At 55.3% G+C, this 20,829-nt stretch carries 19 protein-coding genes; 13 read left to right on the top strand and 6 right to left on the bottom strand.

What is annotated here, in order from left to right:
• Positions 1 to 5 precede the first annotated feature (5 nt).
• Together GQY55_RS08630 and GQY55_RS08625 are read right to left on the bottom strand one after the other, a co-directional pair.
• A complete protein-coding gene (locus GQY55_RS08630; RefSeq protein ID WP_160040179.1) occupies positions 6 to 680 on the bottom strand; it encodes a zinc metallopeptidase in 675 nt (224 codons plus the stop codon).
• Between the two features lie 52 nt (positions 681 to 732).
• Positions 733 to 1,164 carry a MerR family transcriptional regulator gene (locus GQY55_RS08625; RefSeq protein WP_160040178.1) on the bottom strand — a complete coding sequence of 144 codons (432 nt, stop codon included), beginning with the start codon at positions 1,162 to 1,164 and terminating at the stop codon, positions 733 to 735.
• A 434-nt stretch (positions 1,165 to 1,598) separates the two neighbouring features.
• On the opposite strand from GQY55_RS08625, the gene GQY55_RS08620 reads away from it, so the two are divergent.
• The 3 genes from GQY55_RS08620 (at position 1,599) to GQY55_RS08610 (ending at position 4,923) form a co-directional block, all read left to right on the top strand.
• On the top strand, positions 1,599 to 3,038 hold the full coding sequence (locus tag GQY55_RS08620; RefSeq protein ID WP_160040177.1) for an ammonium transporter: 1,440 nt from the start codon (positions 1,599 to 1,601) through the stop codon (positions 3,036 to 3,038).
• Positions 3,039 to 3,106: 68 nt separating this feature from the next.
• Complete coding sequence (locus GQY55_RS08615; RefSeq protein ID WP_160040176.1) at positions 3,107 to 4,186, top strand: DUF294 nucleotidyltransferase-like domain-containing protein; 1,080 nt, start codon at positions 3,107 to 3,109, stop codon at positions 4,184 to 4,186.
• Positions 4,183 to 4,923, top strand: a complete 741-nt coding sequence (locus GQY55_RS08610; protein ID WP_160040175.1) for an exonuclease domain-containing protein — start codon at positions 4,183 to 4,185, stop codon at positions 4,921 to 4,923. Before GQY55_RS08615 ends, GQY55_RS08610 begins: the two co-directional genes overlap by 4 nt.
• On the opposite strand, the gene GQY55_RS08605 is transcribed toward GQY55_RS08610, so the two are convergent.
• Positions 4,910 to 5,365, bottom strand: coding sequence for a Mov34/MPN/PAD-1 family protein (locus GQY55_RS08605; protein ID WP_160040173.1), 456 nt, complete (start codon positions 5,363 to 5,365; stop codon positions 4,910 to 4,912). The genes GQY55_RS08610 and GQY55_RS08605 overlap by 14 nt on opposite strands.
• 179 nt (positions 5,366 to 5,544) lie before the next feature.
• Between GQY55_RS08605 and GQY55_RS08600 the strand changes: the two genes are divergently transcribed.
• The gene (locus tag GQY55_RS08600) at positions 5,545 to 6,099 is read left to right on the top strand and encodes a TlpA family protein disulfide reductase (protein WP_160040171.1); all 555 of its coding nucleotides are present in this window, start codon (positions 5,545 to 5,547) and stop codon (positions 6,097 to 6,099) included.
• 85 nt (positions 6,100 to 6,184) lie between these two features.
• Here GQY55_RS08600 and cimA read toward each other — a convergent pair whose 3' ends face one another.
• Positions 6,185 to 7,810, bottom strand: a complete 1,626-nt coding sequence (gene cimA / locus GQY55_RS08595; RefSeq protein WP_160040169.1) for a citramalate synthase — start codon at positions 7,808 to 7,810, stop codon at positions 6,185 to 6,187.
• A 209-nt stretch (positions 7,811 to 8,019) separates the two neighbouring features.
• Between cimA and GQY55_RS08590 the strand changes: the two genes are divergently transcribed.
• From GQY55_RS08590 to GQY55_RS08555, 8 genes are all read left to right on the top strand, one after another.
• Positions 8,020 to 9,315 carry a DNA polymerase IV gene (locus GQY55_RS08590; RefSeq protein ID WP_160040167.1) on the top strand — a complete coding sequence of 432 codons (1,296 nt, stop codon included), beginning with the start codon at positions 8,020 to 8,022 and terminating at the stop codon, positions 9,313 to 9,315.
• Positions 9,316 to 9,449: 134 nt separating this feature from the next.
• Positions 9,450 to 9,698: a ferredoxin gene (locus tag GQY55_RS08585; RefSeq protein WP_160040165.1), complete on the top strand. Its 249-nt coding sequence runs from the start codon at positions 9,450 to 9,452 to the stop codon at positions 9,696 to 9,698.
• 105 nt (positions 9,699 to 9,803) lie between these two features.
• Positions 9,804 to 11,228 (top strand): L,D-transpeptidase, encoded by a 1,425-nt coding sequence (locus GQY55_RS08580; RefSeq protein ID WP_236575497.1) that lies wholly within the window; start codon positions 9,804 to 9,806, stop codon positions 11,226 to 11,228.
• Positions 11,229 to 11,554: 326 nt separating this feature from the next.
• Complete coding sequence (locus GQY55_RS08575; RefSeq protein WP_160040161.1) at positions 11,555 to 12,649, top strand: quinone-dependent dihydroorotate dehydrogenase; 1,095 nt, start codon at positions 11,555 to 11,557, stop codon at positions 12,647 to 12,649.
• A 24-nt stretch (positions 12,650 to 12,673) separates the two neighbouring features.
• Complete coding sequence (locus GQY55_RS08570; protein ID WP_160040159.1) at positions 12,674 to 13,495, top strand: GTP pyrophosphokinase; 822 nt, start codon at positions 12,674 to 12,676, stop codon at positions 13,493 to 13,495.
• A gap of 177 nt (positions 13,496 to 13,672) precedes the next feature.
• Positions 13,673 to 15,226, top strand: coding sequence for an RsmB/NOP family class I SAM-dependent RNA methyltransferase (locus GQY55_RS08565; protein WP_160040157.1), 1,554 nt, complete (start codon positions 13,673 to 13,675; stop codon positions 15,224 to 15,226).
• Positions 15,223 to 15,978, top strand: coding sequence for a pseudouridine synthase (locus GQY55_RS08560; RefSeq protein WP_160040155.1), 756 nt, complete (start codon positions 15,223 to 15,225; stop codon positions 15,976 to 15,978). The genes GQY55_RS08565 and GQY55_RS08560 overlap by 4 nt, the downstream gene beginning before the upstream one ends.
• Before the next feature lie 132 nt (positions 15,979 to 16,110).
• Complete coding sequence (locus tag GQY55_RS08555) at positions 16,111 to 16,911, top strand: Cof-type HAD-IIB family hydrolase (protein ID WP_160040153.1); 801 nt, start codon at positions 16,111 to 16,113, stop codon at positions 16,909 to 16,911.
• A gap of 87 nt (positions 16,912 to 16,998) precedes the next feature.
• On the opposite strand, the gene GQY55_RS08550 is transcribed toward GQY55_RS08555, so the two are convergent.
• The gene (locus GQY55_RS08550) at positions 16,999 to 18,339 is read right to left on the bottom strand and encodes an RsmF rRNA methyltransferase first C-terminal domain-containing protein (protein ID WP_160040151.1); all 1,341 of its coding nucleotides are present in this window, start codon (positions 18,337 to 18,339) and stop codon (positions 16,999 to 17,001) included.
• Between the two features lie 67 nt (positions 18,340 to 18,406).
• Entirely contained in the window at positions 18,407 to 19,549 is a 1,143-nt protein-coding gene (locus tag GQY55_RS08545) for a GGDEF domain-containing protein (RefSeq protein WP_236575496.1), read from the bottom strand.
• Between the two features lie 146 nt (positions 19,550 to 19,695).
• On the opposite strand from GQY55_RS08545, the gene GQY55_RS08540 reads away from it, so the two are divergent.
• Positions 19,696 to 20,829, top strand: coding sequence for a glycosyltransferase family 4 protein (locus GQY55_RS08540; protein ID WP_160040147.1), 1,134 nt, complete (start codon positions 19,696 to 19,698; stop codon positions 20,827 to 20,829).

Genomic DNA, 20,829 nt, shown 5'->3' with positions numbered 1-20,829 from the left:
TCGCGTTAGTCGCGGTTGTTATTAACGAAAATCAAAATGTAGCGGAGAAGCTCCAGCACGGAAATCAGCGCGGCAGCCACATAGGTCAGGGCCGCGGCATTCAGCACTTTGGCGACGCCTCTTTCTTCCTCGTTCGTAATATAACCTTCGGCTACCATAATGTCGCGTGCGCGGTTGCTTGCGTTAAATTCGACCGGCAGCGTAATCAGCTGGAAGGCGACGGCAACGGAGAAGAAAATGATCCCGATCCCGAGCAGTCCCATCCACTGGAACAAAAAGCCGGCGATAATGAGCAGCGGAGCGATCCCCGAAGCGAAATTGACGATAGGGAAAATCCGGTGTCTAAGCACCAGCATCGGGTAATGCTGCTTGTGCTGAATGGCGTGTCCGACCTCGTGGCAGGCGACGGATATCGCCGAAATCGAATTCTCGTAATAGACCGGTTCGGATAAGCGGACAACGCGATGAATCGGGTCATAGTGATCGGATAAAGCGCCTCGGACCGGCTCGATCGGAATATCGTGCAGCCCGTTGCTGTCGAGCATGTGCCGGGCCGCATCATAGCCGGTCATGCCGCTATACGCCGGTACGTCGGACCATTTTCTGAACGTTCCCTGGACTCTGAACTGCGCCCATAGGGAAAATCCGAAAGCAATGATAATAAGGATATACATTCCCATTTTACAACCTCCTGCATGTGTCGATACCTGTGGGAAAACGTTGGTACCCGCCTTAAAGGGTAGGCCCCTGCTCAAGGAAGAGCCGGATCGCTTCGATGCATGCCGCTCCCTGGGGCAGCAAATTCAGCAGCAGGCGCCGGGCCTGCCCGGGTTTCATCTTTTCCAGAATCGGGCTGAGCTCCTTGACCTCGCGTTCAAGCTGCTGCATGTGCAGCTCCAAATAAGAAAGCCTGTCGGAAACGTGATCGAGCTCCGGGGCGGCTTCCCATTTGGCAAGCGTCTGGCGGATCTCTTCCAGAGTATATTTCTCTTGTTTCAATTCATTAATACGTTTGAGCCGGAGCAAGGTTTCATGGCTGTACAAACGATAATTTTTAAGAGTGCGCTTCTCGGGAGAGATCAGTCCCAGCTTGGTATAATAATCGATCGTGCGCTCGCTGACGCCCCCGGCTTTTGCCAATTCACCGATCCGGTAAAGTTTCATATCCCCATCTAAAACCACCTCACCGAAATATAATTTATGGACTTTGCGGCAGATCCGTTAGGGATCCTAGTAGCACATTCAAGTCAGCCACCCCAGGCGCAGGCGCATATGCTGAACTTCCCGTCCGACTCCGCAGCATCCTGAGCTCAATAGAATGAACCAGGCTTTTCGCCTTATTTACAAATGAATGAATCATTATAAAACGTTCAATCTATGTAACTCATTTTAATAACTTATTGATGAAAATATGATACATGATAATGAACCATACAGTCAAACGTTACGCTTTTATAATATTACAATTAATGTTATGTATTATTACATTTGTGGATTTTTTAATATTTTTATTGTCATTTTCTTTATGATCTGTTTATAATGTGATTAATAATTTCGTTATATGTTATAAAACCTTACACAAACAAGGAGTGGGGAAGATGAAAAGAAAGTGGTTTGGCGGTGTTTTGGCATTTCTTGCATTCATGGCTCTTCCGGCAACGGTATTTGCCGACGACGGGGCTACCAACGTACAGCTGCAAGCAGGGTTAAACACGTTTTTTGTGTTTGTCGCGGCGATGCTCGTCTTTTTTATGCAAGCGGGATTCGCCCTGCTGGAAGCCGGCTCGGTGCGGATGAAAAACGCGGGCCATATCGCCGGCAAAACCGTGCTGACGCTGGGAATCGCCATCATCGTGTTTTGGGCTTTCGGCTTCGGGCTCGGTTTCGGCAACGGCAACAGCATTTTCGGAACGACGGGCTTTTTCATGACAGGCGATTCGATGGCCAAGTCGTTTGACGCCTTGGCGGCATCGGACGTCTCGCTCTCGGTCAAGTTTTTGTTCCAGCTTTCCTTTGCGGCCGTTTCGCTGGCGATTGCCTGCGGCGGCATGGCTGAACGCGCGAAGCTGAGCGTCTATATCGTATTCGGCGCGTTGTTCATGATCGTCGTTTATCCGGTCGTGGCCCACTGGGTTTGGGGCGGCGGCTGGCTCGGGCAGCTCGGCATGCAGGATTTCGCCGGATCGACGGTCGTCCATTTGACGGGCGCAACGGCGGCCTTGGTCATAACCTACATGCTCAAACCACGCCTAGGAAAATACAATAAAGACGGCAAGCCGAACAGCATTCCGGGCCACAATCAAGTGCTCTCCGTCCTTGGGGTGTTTATTCTGTGGATCGGTTGGTTCGGCTTTAACCCGGGCAGCACCCTTTCGGCCATGATGGACGGTTTTTTCGGATACGTGGCGCTGACGACCAACATCGCGGTTGCCGCAGGCGCGATCGCGGCGCTGTTGATTTCGTGGGCGGTGTTCGGCAAGGCCGACATTCCGAGCATGCTGAACGGCGTTTTGGCCGCCCTTGTCGCCATTACGGGCTCCTGCGCCTTCGTCGACGCCTGGGCAGCCGTCGTCATCGGTGCCGTGGCGGGAATCGTTACGTTTTTTACGGCGCAGTGGTTTGAAAGAGCGGGGATCGACGATCCGATTTACGCCTTTTCCGTTCACGGCATCGCCGGCATTTGGGGCGCCGTTTCCACGGGGTTGTTCGCGACGCCGAAGCTGGTGGAAACGACGGGAGTCGGCAAACCGGGATTGTTCTACGGCGGCGGCCTTGAGCAGCTTGGGGTACAGCTGCTTGGGGTGCTCGGGGCATTCGTTTTCGTTTTCGTCATTTCGTTTGTCATTGTCGGCATCATGAAGGCGACGATGGGCATCCGCGTATCGGAGGAAGAAGAAATGATGGGACTGGATATGAGCGAACACGGCGCTTACGGTTATCCGGAGCAAATGAAGCTGATCGCCGGCGCCGAAGCCGCAAAGCCGGCAAACGAGATGTCCGGCGTCAAACCGTCGGTCGGAACCGGCGAAGCCTTCTAGGACCGCCATACTTTGACATGATCTTTCATCTTTAGTTTTCACGCTTGGCTTGACAGGGAGGTGCGGGGATGGAGCCGATGAAAAACGCGGAACGGGAGCCGGATTTGAGCATGATCCGATTTGCGGCGACACGCGAGCAGCTGCGGGATGGCAGGCTGGCCTGCCAATCGTGGATCGAGCATGCGTACCCGGAAATGCCGATTGACGTCTGGACGGCACTCGTAAATGACATGCACGACGAAGTGGCCGCAAGGGCTGCCGCGGTTTGCGAAGCGGAGCTGGAAAGGGCGGGTTACGGCCCGCCCCCGGTCCCCTACGCTTTGGTCGTATTCGGAAGCTCCGGCCGAAGGGAATCGACGCCTTGGAGCGACCAGGACAACGGGCTGATCGTCAGCGACGAAGCCCATGGGCAGAAGGATCGGTATTTTGCGGCTTTCGGGCGGCGTTTGTCCGATTTGCTGGAATATTTGGGTTATGAAAAATGCAAAGGGAAAGTGATGTGCTCCGAGCCGGCCTGGAACAAAACGCTGGAGGAATGGAAGCGGCAGCTGGCAAGCTGGCACCGGGATTATAGCTGGGAAAACGTGCGCTGCCTGATGATCGCTTCGGATATGCGCCGGATTGCCGGGGACCCGTCCCTGACGGAAGCCTGGAAGCAGTTTTTCGCCGTCCGGATGAACGATTCGCCGGAAATGACGACCGCCTTTTTGCGAAATACGGTCAGGCACAAAGCGACGCTGAACATTCTCGGGCAGGTGGTGACCGAACGTTTCGGCGACCACGCCGGCGATTTTGACGTCAAATACGGGGTATATATCCCGCTCGTCAACAGCATCCGCTACATGGCGTTGCAGGAAGGGGTCAACGAGACCTCAACGCTCAAACGGCTGGAAAGGTTGACGTTGCTTGACGGCGGCAATCTGCTGCTGGAAAACTGCCAGCGCGCGTTTCTGACCGCGTTGACGTTGCGCGCTTCGGCTTCCTACACGATCCGGGACGGCGTTTATGCCAGCAGCGGTTATTTGCCGCAATCGGAGCTGAAGAAAAAAACGCTTTTGTATAAGCTGAGGGAAAGTTTGACGACCGTAAGGCGCATGCACCGTGCATTAAACCGAAGGCTGCGGTTTGCGGAGAGGGGAAGGCCATGAAAACCCCGGAACGAGGAAACGGCGGATTTTGGAGTTTGCTGCGCCAAGGCGGTGTGCCGTCGGCGGTTGCATCCGTCATGGGAGGAACGTCGGCCCAGCAGATGGCTTTCATCCGCTCCCTCATGCGGGAGCAGCGCCGCCCGGAAATGCTTCGCACGCCGCTCCATAAGCTGAAGACCGTCGTGTTCGACCTTGAGACGACCGGATTCAACGTTCAGCAGGGGGATGAAATATTGTCGATCGGGGCGCTGAAGGCCGACGGCGAACAGATCGTGAAGGAAGAGCAGTTCTATACGCTGGTCAAAGCCAAGCGGCCGGTGCCGCCGAAAATTACCGAGCTGACAGGCATTACGCAGCCGATGATCGACGAAGCTCCGCCGCTGATCGAAGGGCTTCACGACTTTATGCATTTTGTCGGCGACCGGGTGCTAGTCGCCCATGCCAGCGGGCATGACAAAGCTTTTCTGAACGCCGCTCTATGGAAAACGTCCAAGGTCAATCTCAGCCACCGCGTGATCGACACGATGATGATCGCCCGCTGGCTGAAGCCGAGTCTTTCAAGTTATTCGCTGGACGCTTTGCTGACGGAAAAAGGCATCCCGGTTAAAGGCAGGCATCATGCGCTTGAGGACGCCAAAATGACCGCAAAGCTATGGGTTTCATATTTGAGCGACATTGCGGAAGGCTGCAAGGCCGAGACGCTGGGCGATTTGTACGCCTGTCTCAGCCATGCCTGACCGCCGCGGGCAGCAGATGATACCGATCACCCGCATCTTTATCGATGAAATAACCGTTTAGGGCCGTTTCACTTCCCGCGCCGCCGGGGCTTCCGATAAGATATACCCGGAACATGCCGGCGAACAAGGGAAGCTGCCGCAAATCTTCGCCGGAAGGAACGGGCGGCGAAGACGGATGGGAATGGAACAGGCCGATCAGGCCTTCTCCCCGCAAGCATTCCCTGATCCACTCAGCCGGGTTCAGGACGAAATGATGCAGCGGGTCAGGCGCTACGTTGCGGATCGGGGCAAACGCGTCGATTCGCATGCCGCCCGCTGCAGCTTTACCCCGCAACACGCCGCAGGTTTCATACGGCAATCCGGAAACGAGGTGTTCGGCGATCTGCCTTCCGCACAAGGCGCTGATCCGGATTTCCCTCCGGATGGTATGAAGATCTGCCAACCGTAGTTCTCCCCTCTCGATGGCCTCTGCTTCAGGAAGCAGAGGCATTTTTTTATCGGCATTGAAGATACTTTTTTAATTCTTGGAAAATCTTCGCAAACAATTTGTAAGTTGCGTAGAAAAGAGGGTACAATACAGGATAGTTAGAAATTTCTATATGAAAAGGAACGAAGACATCCATGAAGCGTAATCTATATATTCTTCTTGGGGTCATCGTCTTAATCGGCATCGCGGTTTACCAAAATGCGGGACCCGGCATTCAAGCGGCGTTCCGGCATGAAGAGCCGATGCCGACCGAGACGGGGCCCAAGGCCGGCCTGCTCGCTCCGGCGTTCACCGCCCAAGGGCTGGATGGGAAGGAATATCAAGTCGGAGGCGCCCAGGATAAAGCGATTTTGCTGAATTTTTGGGCATCCTGGTGCGACCCTTGCCAGCAGGAAGCGCCCGAGCTGAACGCGATTGCCGAGAAATACAAGGACAGCCTGGACGTGTACGGAGTCAACGTGACCAAATACGACAATAAAAAGAACGCCCAAACTTTTGTCGATAAATATAAGGTTAAATTCCCGGTCATGCTGGATCTGAAAGCCGACATTTACGAAAAGCAGTACAAAGGGGTCGTTTTCCCGACCAACGTGCTGATCGATAAACGCGGGGTCGTACAGGAAGTCGTGCTCGGCATTTTGTCGCAAAAGGATTTGGAGAAAAAAGTGAAACATTTGATCAAATCCTGATGCTCAGACGACGTCTGCTGCCCGCAGACGATAAAAAACCTCGGCGTCCGGCGGGACGCCCGAGGTTTTTTATGTTTTCGCGAACTTAATGGTTGACGAGCCCCCGCTGTTCGTTGGAGGGCGTTTCCTCCGCGTCGCGTTCATTCAAAATTTGCCCGAGGAGGGCATAACGCATACTGTCGACCAAAGCCTCCCAGCTCGCTTCGATGACGTTGCCGGATACGCCGACGGTATTCCACGAATTGCTGATGTCCCGCGATTCGATCAGTACGCGGACCTTGGCCGCCGTCGCGTCCTTTTCGTCCAATACGCGGACTTTATAGTCGGACAAATGCATTTCCTTGATGGCCGGGAAATATTGAACGAGCGCCTTCCGCAGCGCGTTGTCGAGAGCGTTGACGGGACCGTTGCCCTCGGCTGCGGTATACACGTTGTTGCCCGCCACGTTCAGCTTCACGAAAGCTTCGGAAACAACCGGCTGCCCGGCCGTTTTTTCGACGAGCATTTTAAAGGATTCGAAGGTGAACAGTTCCTTCATTTCCCCGCCGGCTTCCCGCAGCAGCAGCTCCAGGGAGGCGTCGGCCGCTTCGAAGGTGTATCCTTGATGCTCCAAATCCTTGATTTTGTCGATCACCTTGCGGGACTGCTCGTTCGACGGGTCGAAGTCGAGCCCCATATCCTGCGCTTTTGAAACGATATTGCTTTGTCCGGCCAGATCCGACACGAGCACGCGCTGCTTGTTGCCGACCCATTCGGGCACGATGTGCTCGTACGTTCTGGAATCCCGCAAAATCGCGGATACGTGGATGCCGCCTTTATGGGCGAAGGCCGCATTGCCGACGTACGGCTGGTTGACCGGCATGTTGACGTTGGCGATTTCGCTGACGTAACGGGCGGTGTTCGTCAATTGCTTCAATCGCTCTTCCCCGATGCATTCGTACCCAAGCTTGAGCTGCAGGTTCGGAATGATGGAGCACAGGTTGGCGTTGCCGCAGCGCTCGCCGTAGCCGTTGATCGTTCCCTGCACCTGGCGGGCTCCCGCCTGAACGGCGCTGAGCGTGTTCGCCACCGCAAGCTCGCAGTCGTTATGGGTATGGATGCCGAGGTTTGCGTCAGGCACGCTCGCATGGAAAGCGGAAACGATGCCGCCGATTTCGTGGGGGAGGGTTCCGCCGTTGGTATCGCACATGACAAGCCAGTCCGCTCCGGCTTCTTTCGCTTTTTTGAGCACGGCGACGGCGTATTCGGGATTGTTTTTGTAACCGTCGAAAAAATGCTCGGCGTCGAAAATGACCTCAAGCCCTTGCCGCTTCAAATAAGCGATCGAATCGTAAATCATCGCAAGGTTTTCTTCCAGCGTCGTCTGCAGCGCGGTGTGCACATGAAAATCCCATGATTTGCCGACAAGCGTCGCCGCTTGGGCGCCGGATTCGATGATGCGGTTCAGGTTCGCGTCCTGTTCGGCTTGGCTGTCTTTGCGCCGCGTGCTGCCGAAAGCGGTAATTTTCGCGGCGAGGCCAAGCTGCTGCACGCGTTTGAAAAATTCGATGTCCTTGCTGTTGCTTCCCGGAATCCCGCCTTCAATATATTGAACACCAAGTTCGTCGAGCTTTTTGGCAATTTTGAGTTTGTCGTCCGCCGACAGGCTGATTCCTTCTCCTTGAGTGCCGTCGCGCAGGGTCGTGTCGAAGATGGAAATGGACTTAGACATGGAAGCGTCCTCCTTTGGAAGTTCTTATGAATTCATTGATTCGTTTTTAGCGGGATTCTGACGACCCACATATATAGTAAATTATTATAGCATTTTTACGCGGGAATGTAACAAAGAATTCGCGTTTTTCGTCCATTCCTCTTTCTTGACCTCCCGCATGGGGGGCGTTATGCTGAACGTAACGAAAATCGCGAAGGTGAGAAGGACTCATGAAGAGTGACGTAGACGCTTATTATCCAACCAATGGAAGGGTCATTTTGCATGTGGATATGAACGCTTTTTACTGCTCGGTCCATGAGGCGGAGGAACCGGAGAAATACCGCGGCAAGCCGACGGCGGTGGCCGGCAGCATCGAGCTGCGCAAGGGCATTATCGTCACCTGCTCTTACGCGGCCAGGAAGAAGGGGATTTCGACCGGGATGCAGGTAGGCCGCGCGCTGAAGCAGTGTCCCGATCTGATCATTATTAAACCCGATTTCCATCTGTACCGCAAATATTCGAAAGCGTTCATGAAAATCGCATACTCCTATACGCCGCTCATGCAGGCGACTTCCATCGATGAATGTTACCTCGACATTACCGGCTCGAAACAATTCGGCACGCCGCAGCATATCGCGGAGGAAATCCAGCGGCGGATCGACGAGGAGCTCGGATTGCCGTGTTCGGTCGGGATCGCTCCCAACAAGCTGCTTGCCAAAATGGCCTCCGACATGAAAAAGCCGCGCGGCATTTCCGTGCTGCGCATTCGGGACGTGCCGCGCCTGCTCTGGAACAAACCATGCGGCGAATTGTTCGGCATCGGCGGCAAAACGGCCGAAAAACTGCGCAAAATCGGGATCCATACGATCGGCCAGCTCGCGAATACCGACGAAGAGGCGCTAGTCCGTTCGTTTGGCGTGATGGGCGCTTGGATGAAGCAGGCCGCGAACGGCATCGACCATTCGCCCGTAGTGGAGGAACGCGAGCCTAACAAATCGATCGGCCATACGACGACGCTGCCGGCCGATATTCAGGCGCGGGAGGATGTCCATCGGGTGCTGCTTAACATCAGCGATCAGGTTGCGCGCCGGATGAGACGCCAGGGACTTGTCGCGGGGGGAGTTCAGATTACGATCCGGACGCCGGACATGAAAACGATCACGCGCAGCCGCATGCTGAAGACGCCGACGGAGGACGCGGGCGACATCTACGACGAAGCCCGGAGGCTGTACGCCGATCATTGGAGCTGGGATAAGCCTGTAAGGCTGCTCGGAATCACGCTCCAGCATTTGACGCCGAGGGACGAAGCCGCGATCCAGCTGGACCTTTTCGAATATGAAAAACAACCGAAAAAAGAAACGCTGACGAAAACGATGGACATGCTCCGCAACAAATTCGGCGAAAACGCGATCGTTACCGCGGGCATGCTCGGCGACGACCCGTCGGCGCTGCTGCGCGACCATAAAGCCAGAGGGACGTCGCTCCAAATGGATTTCGTGGGCAAAGACGGAATGGATCTTCCGTGACGCCTGCGCGAATGTTCCGGCTTGAACGTGACATCGATCATTGGCATTTGGCCGAAGTTGCATTATGATTAGGTTTGCCGGCCGGATCGGGCCAGCTTGAAATGCTTGCGTTTGATGGGAGGCATGAGAGAAACATGGCGAAATACTGCTGGGTTGACAAGGATACTTGCATTTCCTGCGGGGCTTGCGGGGCGACTGCGCCGGATATATTCGATTATGACGAGGAAGGGCTGGCGGAAGTCGCCTTCGGCGGAGACGGCAATCAGGGCGTTACCGAAATTCCGGAGGAAATGTTTGAGGATATGCAGGATGCGGCGGACGGGTGTCCGACCGATTCCATTAAGGTGGCGGACAGTCCGTTCCGCGACCTGCTTGAGAAATAAATGCAGCCGCAGCACCCTCGTCCGGTTTGATCCGGAAGGAGGGTGTTTTTTTTGCCGCCCCGACCCGATATATATAGTAAAGACGTTTTTTTGATGGAGGAACCTGTGAGGAATTCATATTTGAAAAAATACGTGCAGATGCACCCGGATAATAAGATGGGCTGGTATTTGCTCGGCAAGGAATATGAAAAAGAAGGGCAGCTTGGCAAAGCGAACTACTGTTTCAACCGTTCCGGAGGCATTTATGAAGCGTTCGAGACAAGCAAAATGCCCTCCGACATTTGGCAGGAATACGAGCTCAAGCTGCTGCAGCAGGCGGAAGAGAAGGAACGCCGGACCGCCCGGCTGCGCCGCGCGTTCGTCGCGCTGATGATTTTGCTGCTGGCCCTTGTCCCGTCCGTGGATGCGCCGCGGCAGCATCAAAAAGCAAAAGAAGCGGCGGCCGTTCAGCATCCGGACCCGGGCGTCGAAGAAGACAAAAATCAAGCTTCCCCCCATAAAGACAACCGTTCCGTTCCGCCGGCTGAAGACGCTGTCATGTTTACGGCCGTCCGGGAGGGCGGGTTGGAAAAGGGCGTGACGCCGATTGCGCCGGGACCGCTTGCCCATCCCGGGCTGCTGGGGAGCAGGCTGGCCGTCCTGGAAATGAAAAAGCAAGGAAAATGGCTGTTGTGGAAACGCCGGCTGCCCGTGGGATATACGCTGGAAAACAAAGGGGGCGGAGCCGTTGCCTATCAATCTTATGATCCGAAAACATGCAGCTGCCGTCCGGAGGATGGAGAAAAGCTGGCCAAAGCGGCCTTTGCCTGGACGGGGGAGCAGGAGGAGCTCGCGCTGCTTGGCAGCGCAATTCGCGCCTATAAAAACCATGCCGGCCGATATCCCGAACAGCTTGCGGATTTGGCCCGCCCGTTTCCGGACAACTGGATTTCCGGGACGACGGAAAGCATGAAGGAAGCGTTTCAGCCATTGCTGGCGCAGGCTAAGGCGGAGGCGGCAGGGCAGGAGGTTCCGCATGCGGCTGACGGGGAAAATGCCCAAAAAGGGGAAGGTCCGCTCGCGGATACGTGGGGAGGCCGACCTTATTTTGCGCAGCCGCTAACCATTATCGTCGACAAAAGCAGCCACCGTCTGGCCGTCGTCAGCGGCGGGGTGATGCTGCGGAATTACAAGGTCGGACTCGGGGCGGAACGGACGCCTGAAGGCAAATTCGCCATCACGGATAAGGTGATGAATCCGAACGGGCGTGCCGACGGCGAATTCGGCAGCCGGGGGATGCAGCTATCCGGCACGAATTACGCCATCCACGGGACGGACGAGCCGGACAGCATCGGAAAGGACGAGTCGCTGGGCTGCATCCGGATGAGCAAAGCGGACGTAGAGGAATTGTTCGACCTCGTCCCGATGGGAACGCCGGTTATGATCGGCAAAGGGGGCTTGCCTGACGAACCGCTCGCTTCGCAGGAAAGATTCCGCACGAAGCGGGAGCAGGATCAGACAAACCCCCAAAAAACGTACCACTGGCTGTAAAATCAGGTGTTCCAAAGAATCAGCACTACGATCAGCAGAATGAGAAGCAATAAACTGAGGCCTGACCAAAATATCGCCTTTCTGTTCACTTCTTCTTTTTTTTGCCGAAGTGTCGGAGGCTTGCGTTTGGTTGCCATACCGTTCAACCCTCTTTCTATCGATTTTCAGTGGATATCCCAATTGTAATGGGTTTGTCCATAAAAAACCAGCTGGACATGGGGGAGGGCCCGGCAAAGCAACCAAGGCAAAAAACTTTTCTTTTACCGCGGAAAAGGATAAACTGAAAAGTAGAGAACAAACATGCGGATGGAGAGGAAGAGTAGCAGGTGCTGTACCGAAACGTGGCAAAACCGATTTTTTTTAAGATGGACCCGGAAAAAGCGCATCATTTGGTGATCGGAGGATTACATACGGCCGGATCCTTCCCCGGAGGTCCTGCCCTTTTGCGGAGCATGTACGGCGTGGACGAAACGCCCGATCTGGCTGTTGATCTATTCGGACTTCATTTTCCCACCCCGGTAGGACTGGCGGCGGGACTGGATAAAAACGCGGCGGCGGTGGAAGGTTTTTCTTCCATCGGCTTCGGCTTTATGGAGGTGGGGACGGTCACGCCGAAAGGACAACCCGGCAACGACCGGCCCCGCTTGTTCCGTCTGCCCCCGGACGAAGCGCTCCTGAACCGCATGGGGTTCAACAACGAAGGGGCCGAGGCGATGGCGGAGAAGCTGTCCCGGTTGAAAAACCGGCCCGTTCCGGTGGCGGTCAACATCGGCAAAAACAAGGTGACTCCGAACGAGGAAGCCTATAAGGATTACCAGGCGTGCCTTCGCACGCTGTATCCGTACGGCGATTTTTTCGTCGTGAACATCAGTTCGCCGAATACGCCTGACTTGCGGAATTTGCAGTACGGCAGCGAGCTTTCTTCGCTGATTGCGCATATTATGGAAGAGATGCGTCTGCAGGCTCAAAAGCACGGCAAAACAAAACCGATTCTCGTCAAAATCGCTCCCGACGTCACCAACGAGGAGCTTGAGATGATGGTGGACGCCCTTTCGGCGAGCGGAATTTCCGGCATTATCGCCACGAACACGACGATCGGCAGGGACGGGCTGACCCACCCGAACAAAAAGGAAACCGGAGGAATCAGCGGCAAACCGCTGCGCGCCCGTTCCACGGAAGTGGTTTCCCGCGTTTACAGGCAGACCGAGGGCAAGCTGCCCATTATCGGCTCGGGAGGCATATTCAGCGCGGAGGATGCTTACGGGAAGATACGGGCCGGGGCAAGTCTGGTCGAAATTTATACAGCTCTTATATATGAAGGGCCCGAAGTGAACCGACGGCTGCACGCCGGACTCAGGGAGCTTCTGCGCCGTGACGGATTTTCGCATATTTCCGAAGCCGTGGGAGCGGACCATCGCTGAGGGTGACAGACAGGAGGCATGTGCATGGACGGCAGGGATTGGGGATTATTTTTACTACCGTATGAGCAAGCCGTTGAAGAACTCAAAGTGAAATTCAAAACGATGCGCGCGGAACTCAAAAAACGCGAAGAATATGCGCCGATCGAATTTGTGACGGGCCGCGTCAAGCGGATTTCGAGCATTTTGGAGAAGGCGAAGCGGCTGAACGTCCCGATGGACCAGTTGGAAACCGGAATCGAGGATATCGCCGGAATCCGCATCATGTGCCAGTTCGTGGAGGATATCCGGCGCGTGGCCGAATATATCCGCAACCGGAAAGACCTGAAGCTTTTATACGAAAAAGATTACATCACGAATTACAAGGAAAGCGGCTACCGCAGTTTCCATATGATCGTGGAATACCCCGTGCAGACGGCGCTGGGGCAGAAAAAGGTGCTTGCCGAAATCCAAATCCGGACGCTGGCGATGAATTTCTGGGCGACGATCGAGCATTCTTTAAGTTATAAGTACCGCGAAATGCTGCCGGAAGACGTGCGCAAACGGCTGCAGAAAACCGCGGAAGCGGCGGCCATTTTGGATAATGAAATGTCGGGCATCCGCGAGGAAATATTGGAAGCCCAGAAGAAGTTCGAGGACGATTCCAACGTAATTTCGCAGGTGCTGACCTTGATTCATCAGCTATATTTCTATCACCTCGTCAATGAGGCCATGGAATTCCAAGAACGGTTCAACCGGATTTGGTCCAGCCAGGACGGCCGGCCCGATATGGATGAGATGAAGGGGCTGCTTGAGGACGTCCAACGGGTGATGGCCGGATGCCGGAAGGAAAACTCGCAGGAGGAATAACGCCGCGGCCGCCTTTCGGACGATAAATTCATGAACGTGATCAACCTGCTGTCCTGGGAACAGCGGGTTGTTGTTTTTAAACGCGTAGATAGGCGTTAATCTGATGATACATGACAACAAAGATGACGGACGGTAAAACGAATCGAGTTTAACACGACAGAACAGGATGATGAATGAATGGGATTGCAGCTGCCTGCAGCCTTTAAGGAGCGGATGAAATCGCTGCTCCGGGAAAGCTACGAAGATTTTATCGCTTCCTATGGCCATGACCCGCACGGAGGGATCAGGGTAAACACATTAAAAATTTCCGTGGACGACATGCTGGAGCTGAGCCCGTGGCAGCTGAAGCCGATTCCGTGGTGCGGCACAGGCTTTTATACGGGTCCGGGCGACCGGCCGGGCAAACATCCGTATTACCATGCCGGACTGTATTATATCCAGGAACCGAGCGCGATGGCCCCCGTTGAACTGCTTGGGGTGAAGCCGGGAGACAAAGTGCTGGATCTTTGCGCGGCCCCGGGCGGCAAATCGACCCAAATCGCGGCCAAGCTTCAAGGGGAAGGCCTGCTGGTTTCCAACGACCTGAACCAGGAACGGACGAAAGCGTTGGCCAAAAATTTGGAGCTTTACGGGGTCCGAAACGGCGTGGTGCTGCAGGAGCATCCGGAGCGGATCGCCGCTAGCTTTCCCGCCTTTTTCGATAAAATCCTCGTAGACGCCCCGTGCTCGGGCGAGGGGATGTTCCGCAAGGACGAGGACATGGTCCGCCAGTGGACGTCCGATTCGCCGGACAAATACGCCGCCATGCAGCGGGACATTCTAAAATCGGCAGCCGGCATGCTGAAGCCGGGCGGCCGGATCGTTTATTCCACCTGCACGTTTTCGCCGGAGGAAAACGAAGCGATCATTGCCGAATTTTTGATGGAACATGCGCATTTCCGCGTTGAACCTCCTGCGGCAAGCGGGATGTTTGCCCCCGGAGAAACCGGCTGGATTCGCGAGCATATGGCGGAGCCCGATAAGATCCCGGACGAGGTTTTGGAGCAGGCGAAACATACCGCGCGTTTGTGGCCCCATTTGATCGAAGGGGAAGGCCATTTCGTGGCCGTCCTGCAGCATGACGGATCGGAAACGGACGAGCCCGGGGTGCTTCGCGCCGCAATCGGCGGCCGGCCCGCCGAAGGGGAACGCCTAAACGGAAAAGGCAAACATAAACCTGAACGGAATGCCGGCGCTTTGAAAAAAGGAAAAGCGGCCAAAAAATCCGCAGCGACCGATCAAACGGCCGCCCCGCTTGAAGCGTACGGACAATTCCTCCGCGACCATCTCGCTTTTACCCCTGACGGATTTACGATCGTGTTCGGCCAGCATGTTTATCAATCGCCGCTTCCGCCCGGGGCTTTGGACGGACTTAAAGTGGTCCGCCCGGGCTGGTACATGGGCGACGCCAAAAACGGGCGCTTTGTCCCGGCGCATCCGCTTGCGACCGCCCTGCATCCGCGGGAGTTTTGCCGCGTGCTCCAGCTGTCGTCCGAATCGGGCGAGGCGGTTCGTTATTTGAAAGGCGAAACGCTGGATATCGATGTTGAGCGCATTCGGCGCCGGGAGGGCGTCGCGCCCAAAGGATACGTGCTGTTATGCATTGACGGCTATTCGGCCGGCTTTGGCAAATGGCAGGACGGGATGTTGAAAAACGAATACCCGGCAGGATGGAGGTGGACCTCGGCATGAGCGGAAAAGGAAGAACGACTTTGAGATTGGACAAGGCGCTGACCCATTTGGGTTACGGCAGCCGAAGCGACATCAAAAAATACGTCAAGCAGGGCCTGATCACGGTAAACGGCCTCAAGGCCAAAGACAGCGGGATGCATGTTCATCCGGATACGGATGTGATCCTGCTTGACGGGGAGCAGATCCGTTACAGGGAGTTTATATACGTGATGCTGCACAAGCCTCCCGGCGTCGTATCGGCAACGGAAGACAACCGCGACCGGACCGTTCTGGATTTGCTTTCGCCCGAATATTTGGCGTTTGAGCCCTTTCCGGTGGGACGTCTGGACAAGGATACGGAAGGGCTGCTGCTTTTGACCAACGACGGCAAGCTGGCGCATGAGCTGCTGTCCCCGAGACGCCATGTGCCGAAAACCTATACGGCGCTGGTGCTTGGAGAGGTAGACGATGACGACGTCAAGCGGTTTGCCGAAGGGGTCACGCTGGATGACGGTTACGTGACGCTGCCCGGCGAACTTGCCGTTTTGGAGCGGAAGCGGGAAGGGGAGGAGATCGTTTCCCGGATCGAGCTGACGATTCACGAAGGCAAATTCCACCAAGTCAAGCGAATGTTCCAGTCGGTCGGCAAAAAGGTCATTTATTTGAAACGGATCCGTATGGGACGGCTGAATTTGGACCCTTCGCTGAAGCTGGGGGAATACCGGGAATTGACGGAGGAGGAGCTTGCATTGTTAACCGGAGCGCAAGATTAAAAAGGCGTGCCGGAATGGGGCTTGCACTCCGATAACATTCCTGCGTTACAATGGAAGTGCGGAATTTTGAATAAATAGAAGGGATTGAAGCACAATCCCGAGACGAAAAACTTCAAAAGGATGGGTGGAGACATGAAATACAAGCTGATTGCGCTTGACGTTGACGGAACGCTGCTGAACGACAACCATGAGCTGACCGAACAAACGAAAAAGACGATTCAGGAGGTATCCCGTACCGGGGCCGAAATCGTGCTGTGCACCGGGAGAGGGCCGCAAAACTCGATTCCGTTCATGGAAGAGATCGGCTTGAAAGGTTACGTCATCAGCCATAACGGTGCAGCGACGGTGGACGTCGTCACGAAGGAAGTGGTGCATCAGTTCGCCATGGATACGAAAGCGATCGGGCCTTACATGGATTATTTCCGCGAGAAAAAGGTCCATTTTGACGTCAATACCGCATTTCGCATGTACGTGGACAACGTGGACGGAATGGTTGTCGAAGTACGCAGCATGTATGAAAACTTCCTGATGCTTCCGGCTAATTTGCCGCCGATGCAGGAATTGGGCGAACCTGTCGTCAAAGTGACGGCATTCGATTACGCCGACGTGCTGGACAAAGTGCATGAGGAGATCGGCAAATGGACGCCGGAATTCAACATTTTGCGCAGCGGCGAATATTTCCTCGACCTGATGCATCCGGACGCTTCAAAAGGCAACGCGCTCAAGCAGCTGGCTAAGCGGCGCGGCGTCCGTCCCGAGGAGGTGCTGGCGATCGGCAATTATTACAACGACATCACGATGCTGACCTTTGCGGGCCTCGGCATCGCCATGGACAACTCCCCGCTGGAAGTGAAAGCGGCCGCCGACGAAGTGACCGCCTCGAACAACGAGGACGGGGTGCACGCGGCTTTGCTTAAATATTGCTTGTCCTAAACGGGCTGGGCATAAAAAATAAGGTACCCTTAGGTCTTCCGTGAGACCAAGGGTACCTTTTGCTTTAAATACGGGGCGATCGGCGCATTAAAATTGGCGCAGCCCTTTCGGATAATGATTTTTGAGCTGCCCTCCGCTGGCTTTGCCCCATCCGAGCGGAAGGCCGTCCACCGTGACGAGCGTCCAGCCGCGGAGATCGGCCGGAACGGGCAGCGTTTCGCCGCGCAGATAGGCCGCCGCCTCCGGCCCGTCCGCTTCAAGGCGGATCTGCTGCCTGGCCTGCCCCGAAGTAAGCGCCATCGCCAGCGCATGGGCCGGCTCGATGCGGTTTTTCTTCAAATGGGCGAGGTGAAGGCCGGCCCTCGGGATTTTGAGCCCGTCGATCGCCAGCGTTTCCGCCGCGGGAAGCAGATACAGGGATTCGCCGAACAGGATCGGGGTTCCTGATGGCAGGCGGTACCCGGGGAGCTCGTCCGCAGCCCAGGAGGCAAAATCGCGCAAGGCGGCTTGGGCAGGGCGGTTTTTCCCTTTGTCCTGGGGTTTGCGGGCTTTTTTACTCTCTCCGTTCCGTTCCCCGGTTTCCGTTTTGCGCAGTACGGCCACGAAATGCCCTTCCCCGGCCTCCTCATGGGGCCATAGCCGTTTCATAAGGACGATCCCCATATCGGGGTATGCGGCCGTGAAATGCGCTATCGTCTCTTCGTTTTCGCTCCGGTTAAACGTGCAGGTCGAATAGGCCAACGTGCCCCCGGGTTTGAGCATCGCATAAGCATGGTCCAAAATGTCGCGCTGCCGGGCGGCGCACATGTCCACTAAGGAGGGCGACCATTCCTCGAGCGCGTTCGGATCTTTTCGGAACATGCCTTCGCCGGAACAAGGCGCATCCAGCATAATCCGGTCGAAGGCTTCGGGAAACCGGCGGGACAGCTCGTCCGGCGCGGCGCACGTCACCAAGGCGTTCGCAATCCCCATCCGCTCCACGTTTTCCGCCAGGATTTTGGCGCGTTCGGGATGAATTTCGTTGGAAACGAGCAATCCCTCCCCGTTCATTTTGGATGCGATATGGGTGGTTTTGCCTCCGGGGGCCGCGGCCAGGTCCAGGATCGTTTCGCCCGGCTGCGGGTCAAGCAGCTCCACCGCCGACATGGCCGAAGGCTCCTGGATGTAGTAGAGCCCGGCCTGGTGGTAGGGATGTTTCCCGGGACGGGCGTTCTCGCCGTAATAATAACCGGCCGGGCACCAGGGAACGGGTTTCAGGTCAAACATGCGCACCACGTTTTCCTGCAGTTCCGGCGCGGTCTTCAACCCGTTAAAGCGCAGCCCGTGCGTGCGGGGAAGATCATAGGAGCGCAAAAAAGCGGGGAGATCCCCGCCCAAAATCGGTTTCATTTGTTCAACGTACGCGGAAGGCAGCGATTCTTTGCCCATCGTTCAAGCTCCTTTTGTTATTGGTATTATATGAGGATTTTGCAAAATCCTGAAGTATGCGATGCGGTCACGCGCCGGCTTCCTCCGCTTCTTTTTTCGAGGAAGGCATGCGGTACGGCGAAACTTTGTTTTTGCCCGTCGTTTTGGAGCGGTACATCGCTTGGTCGGCTTGTTTGACCAGTTCCTCGCCCGTCATGCTTTTGCGCAGCGTACTGTAGCCGATGCTTAAGGTAACGATCGTTTCATCGGCGACCCTTGCGCGGATCCGCTCCGCGATTTGGGCGACCTTGGCCCGCTTGTCCACGACCAGGGCAACGAGCTCCTCTCCGCCAAACCGCCCGCTCAGACCGACTTCGGACACCTCTTCGTCGATGATCGAAGCCACCTGCTTAAGCACCTGATCGGCGCGCTGATGTCCCTCGGTGTCGTTCAGTTTTTTGAAATTGTCGATATCGCAAAATATCATCGAAACCTTGACGCCCTGCTCGACGTATTTGTTCAGCTGTTTCGTGAAAAACCGGCGGTTATAAAGGTTCGTGAGGCCGTCGGTAATGGAGGAGCGGTAGATCGACTGCATCAGCTCGACGATTCTCTCGAACAGGATAAGAAACACGATCGTGTAATACGCAAGCGGGAGCCATACCAAGGCCCCGTCGATCCAGGCGCCGTGCTGCCCGGCATACCGCGAAAGCATTCCGAGAGCCATGTAGACGAAGTAAACGCTGATGCCGGCAAAATATTTGCCCCGCTGGCCAATCCGCGGCGATATGAAAGAAATGCCCACATATAGAATGCCCAATTGATAGACATCCAAGTAAAGCTTTTGCCAGCCGGTCCCCCCGAAAGGAATGACGTAGGAGACCAACGGTACGAAAAAGAGAATCGCAAGGACCGCAAAAAGGACGTAAGAGGCTCTGCCCATCCGGCGGTACAGCTGTAATACCGACAGGTTCAGCAGCAAAAACGAAAAAATTTGCAGATCGGCGATCCAGGAATAACTCCCGCTCCGTCCCGGGGCCGGCCAAAAGGCGAAATGGATGTTCAGACCTTCGTATGTCATAATAAAAAGAAAGGCGATGATCATCGACAAATAGGCCTTTTTTCGCTGTTTGCTGTACATAATGAGGCACATGATCGACATGATGAGTATGATGTACAGACAGCATGCTGAAGCGATGCCCGCCGAAACGGCGTAGGGTGATCCGGACATGTAAGGCGTCATCATCTATCGGCTCCCGAAATGGTTTTCCTTTACTGAAACATATGTTCCAATATATCATAAATTCAAGGATCCTGAAACGAGTGTACAACATAAAAAAGATAGAAAAGAGATTACTGGAAAGGGGCGGTTACCCCGTGAGATTGCTGCAAGCACTCTTTTTCCCGCCGGAACAGCCCGGCGGCGTATCTTCGATGATTCCGTACATGCAGGAGCGTTTTCAATCCTCAAGATGGGATATGGAAATGTTCTGGCTGCCGAAACGGATCCGAAACAAGGGACATGAAGACATTCGGTTCGAGACCTTCGACTGGACGGAATACGGAGACAGCCCTACCGTCCAGAAATATATTCAAACGTACCGGGATTATTTATGGTGGACGAAACTTCGGATCCAAAAGCCTTACGACCTGATCCACGCGCATCATCCGATCGCCGGCCTCGCCATGAAGCAGGTGTTCCCGGAGGTGCCCCTTATTCAGACCATCCACTCCAGCTACGAAAAAGAGCTGATTTTGAACGGGAAAATCAAGGCGGACGGTCCCGAGCACCGGTTTCTGGGTTCCCTCTACCGGGAGCTTGAGCTGAAAAGCGAACGAATGCTGACCGTGTCGCGCTCTTTCGCGGATTATCTGGGAGCTTACGTCGACCATCCGGAACGGATCGCGGTGACGCCGAACGGGTTCGACGAAAAGCGGTTTAAGCCGGTTCCCCATGAAAACGACGTCCCGCAGCTGATTACCGTCTGCCGGCTAGTTCCGGCCAAAGGACTCGACATCCTGCTGAAAGCGTGCGCGGAGCTGAAAAAGAAAGGGTTCGACTATGTGCTGCATATTATCGGCGACGGTCCTTACCGGACGGAGCTGGAAACGCTGGCCAAACAGCTTGGCATTTATAACGAAACGATATTTTACGGCTACACGCTTCATCCCGAGGAATTTATGCCATTCTTTGATATATTCGTTCTCCCGTCCCGGGCGGAAGCCTTCGGCTCCGTGTTCGCCGAGGCGGCGCTCAGCTGCCTGGCGCTTGTCGGAACGGACGTCGGCGGGATCGCCGAGCAAATCGAAGACGGCGTCAACGGCCTGCTCGTGCCGCCCGAGGATTACATGGCGCTCGGCGAAGCTTTGGAGAAGGTCATTACCGACCCGCTGTACCGCTACGAACTGGCCCGTTCGGCCTGGGACAAGGCGAAAAGCCATTATTCGCTGACCCATGCGGTCAACGAATTGAAGAAATTATACTTACAATACTCCCCCGTGAAAGAGTGA

Origin of the sequence: Paenibacillus sp. USDA918EY (assembly GCF_009870825.1) — a bacterium.
GTDB classification, from domain to species: Bacteria; Bacillota; Bacilli; order Paenibacillales; family Paenibacillaceae; genus Paenibacillus_AQ; species Paenibacillus_AQ albilobatus.
Note: the sequence above shows the minus strand (reverse complement) of the source record. Positions and strands in the feature narration are given on the sequence as shown.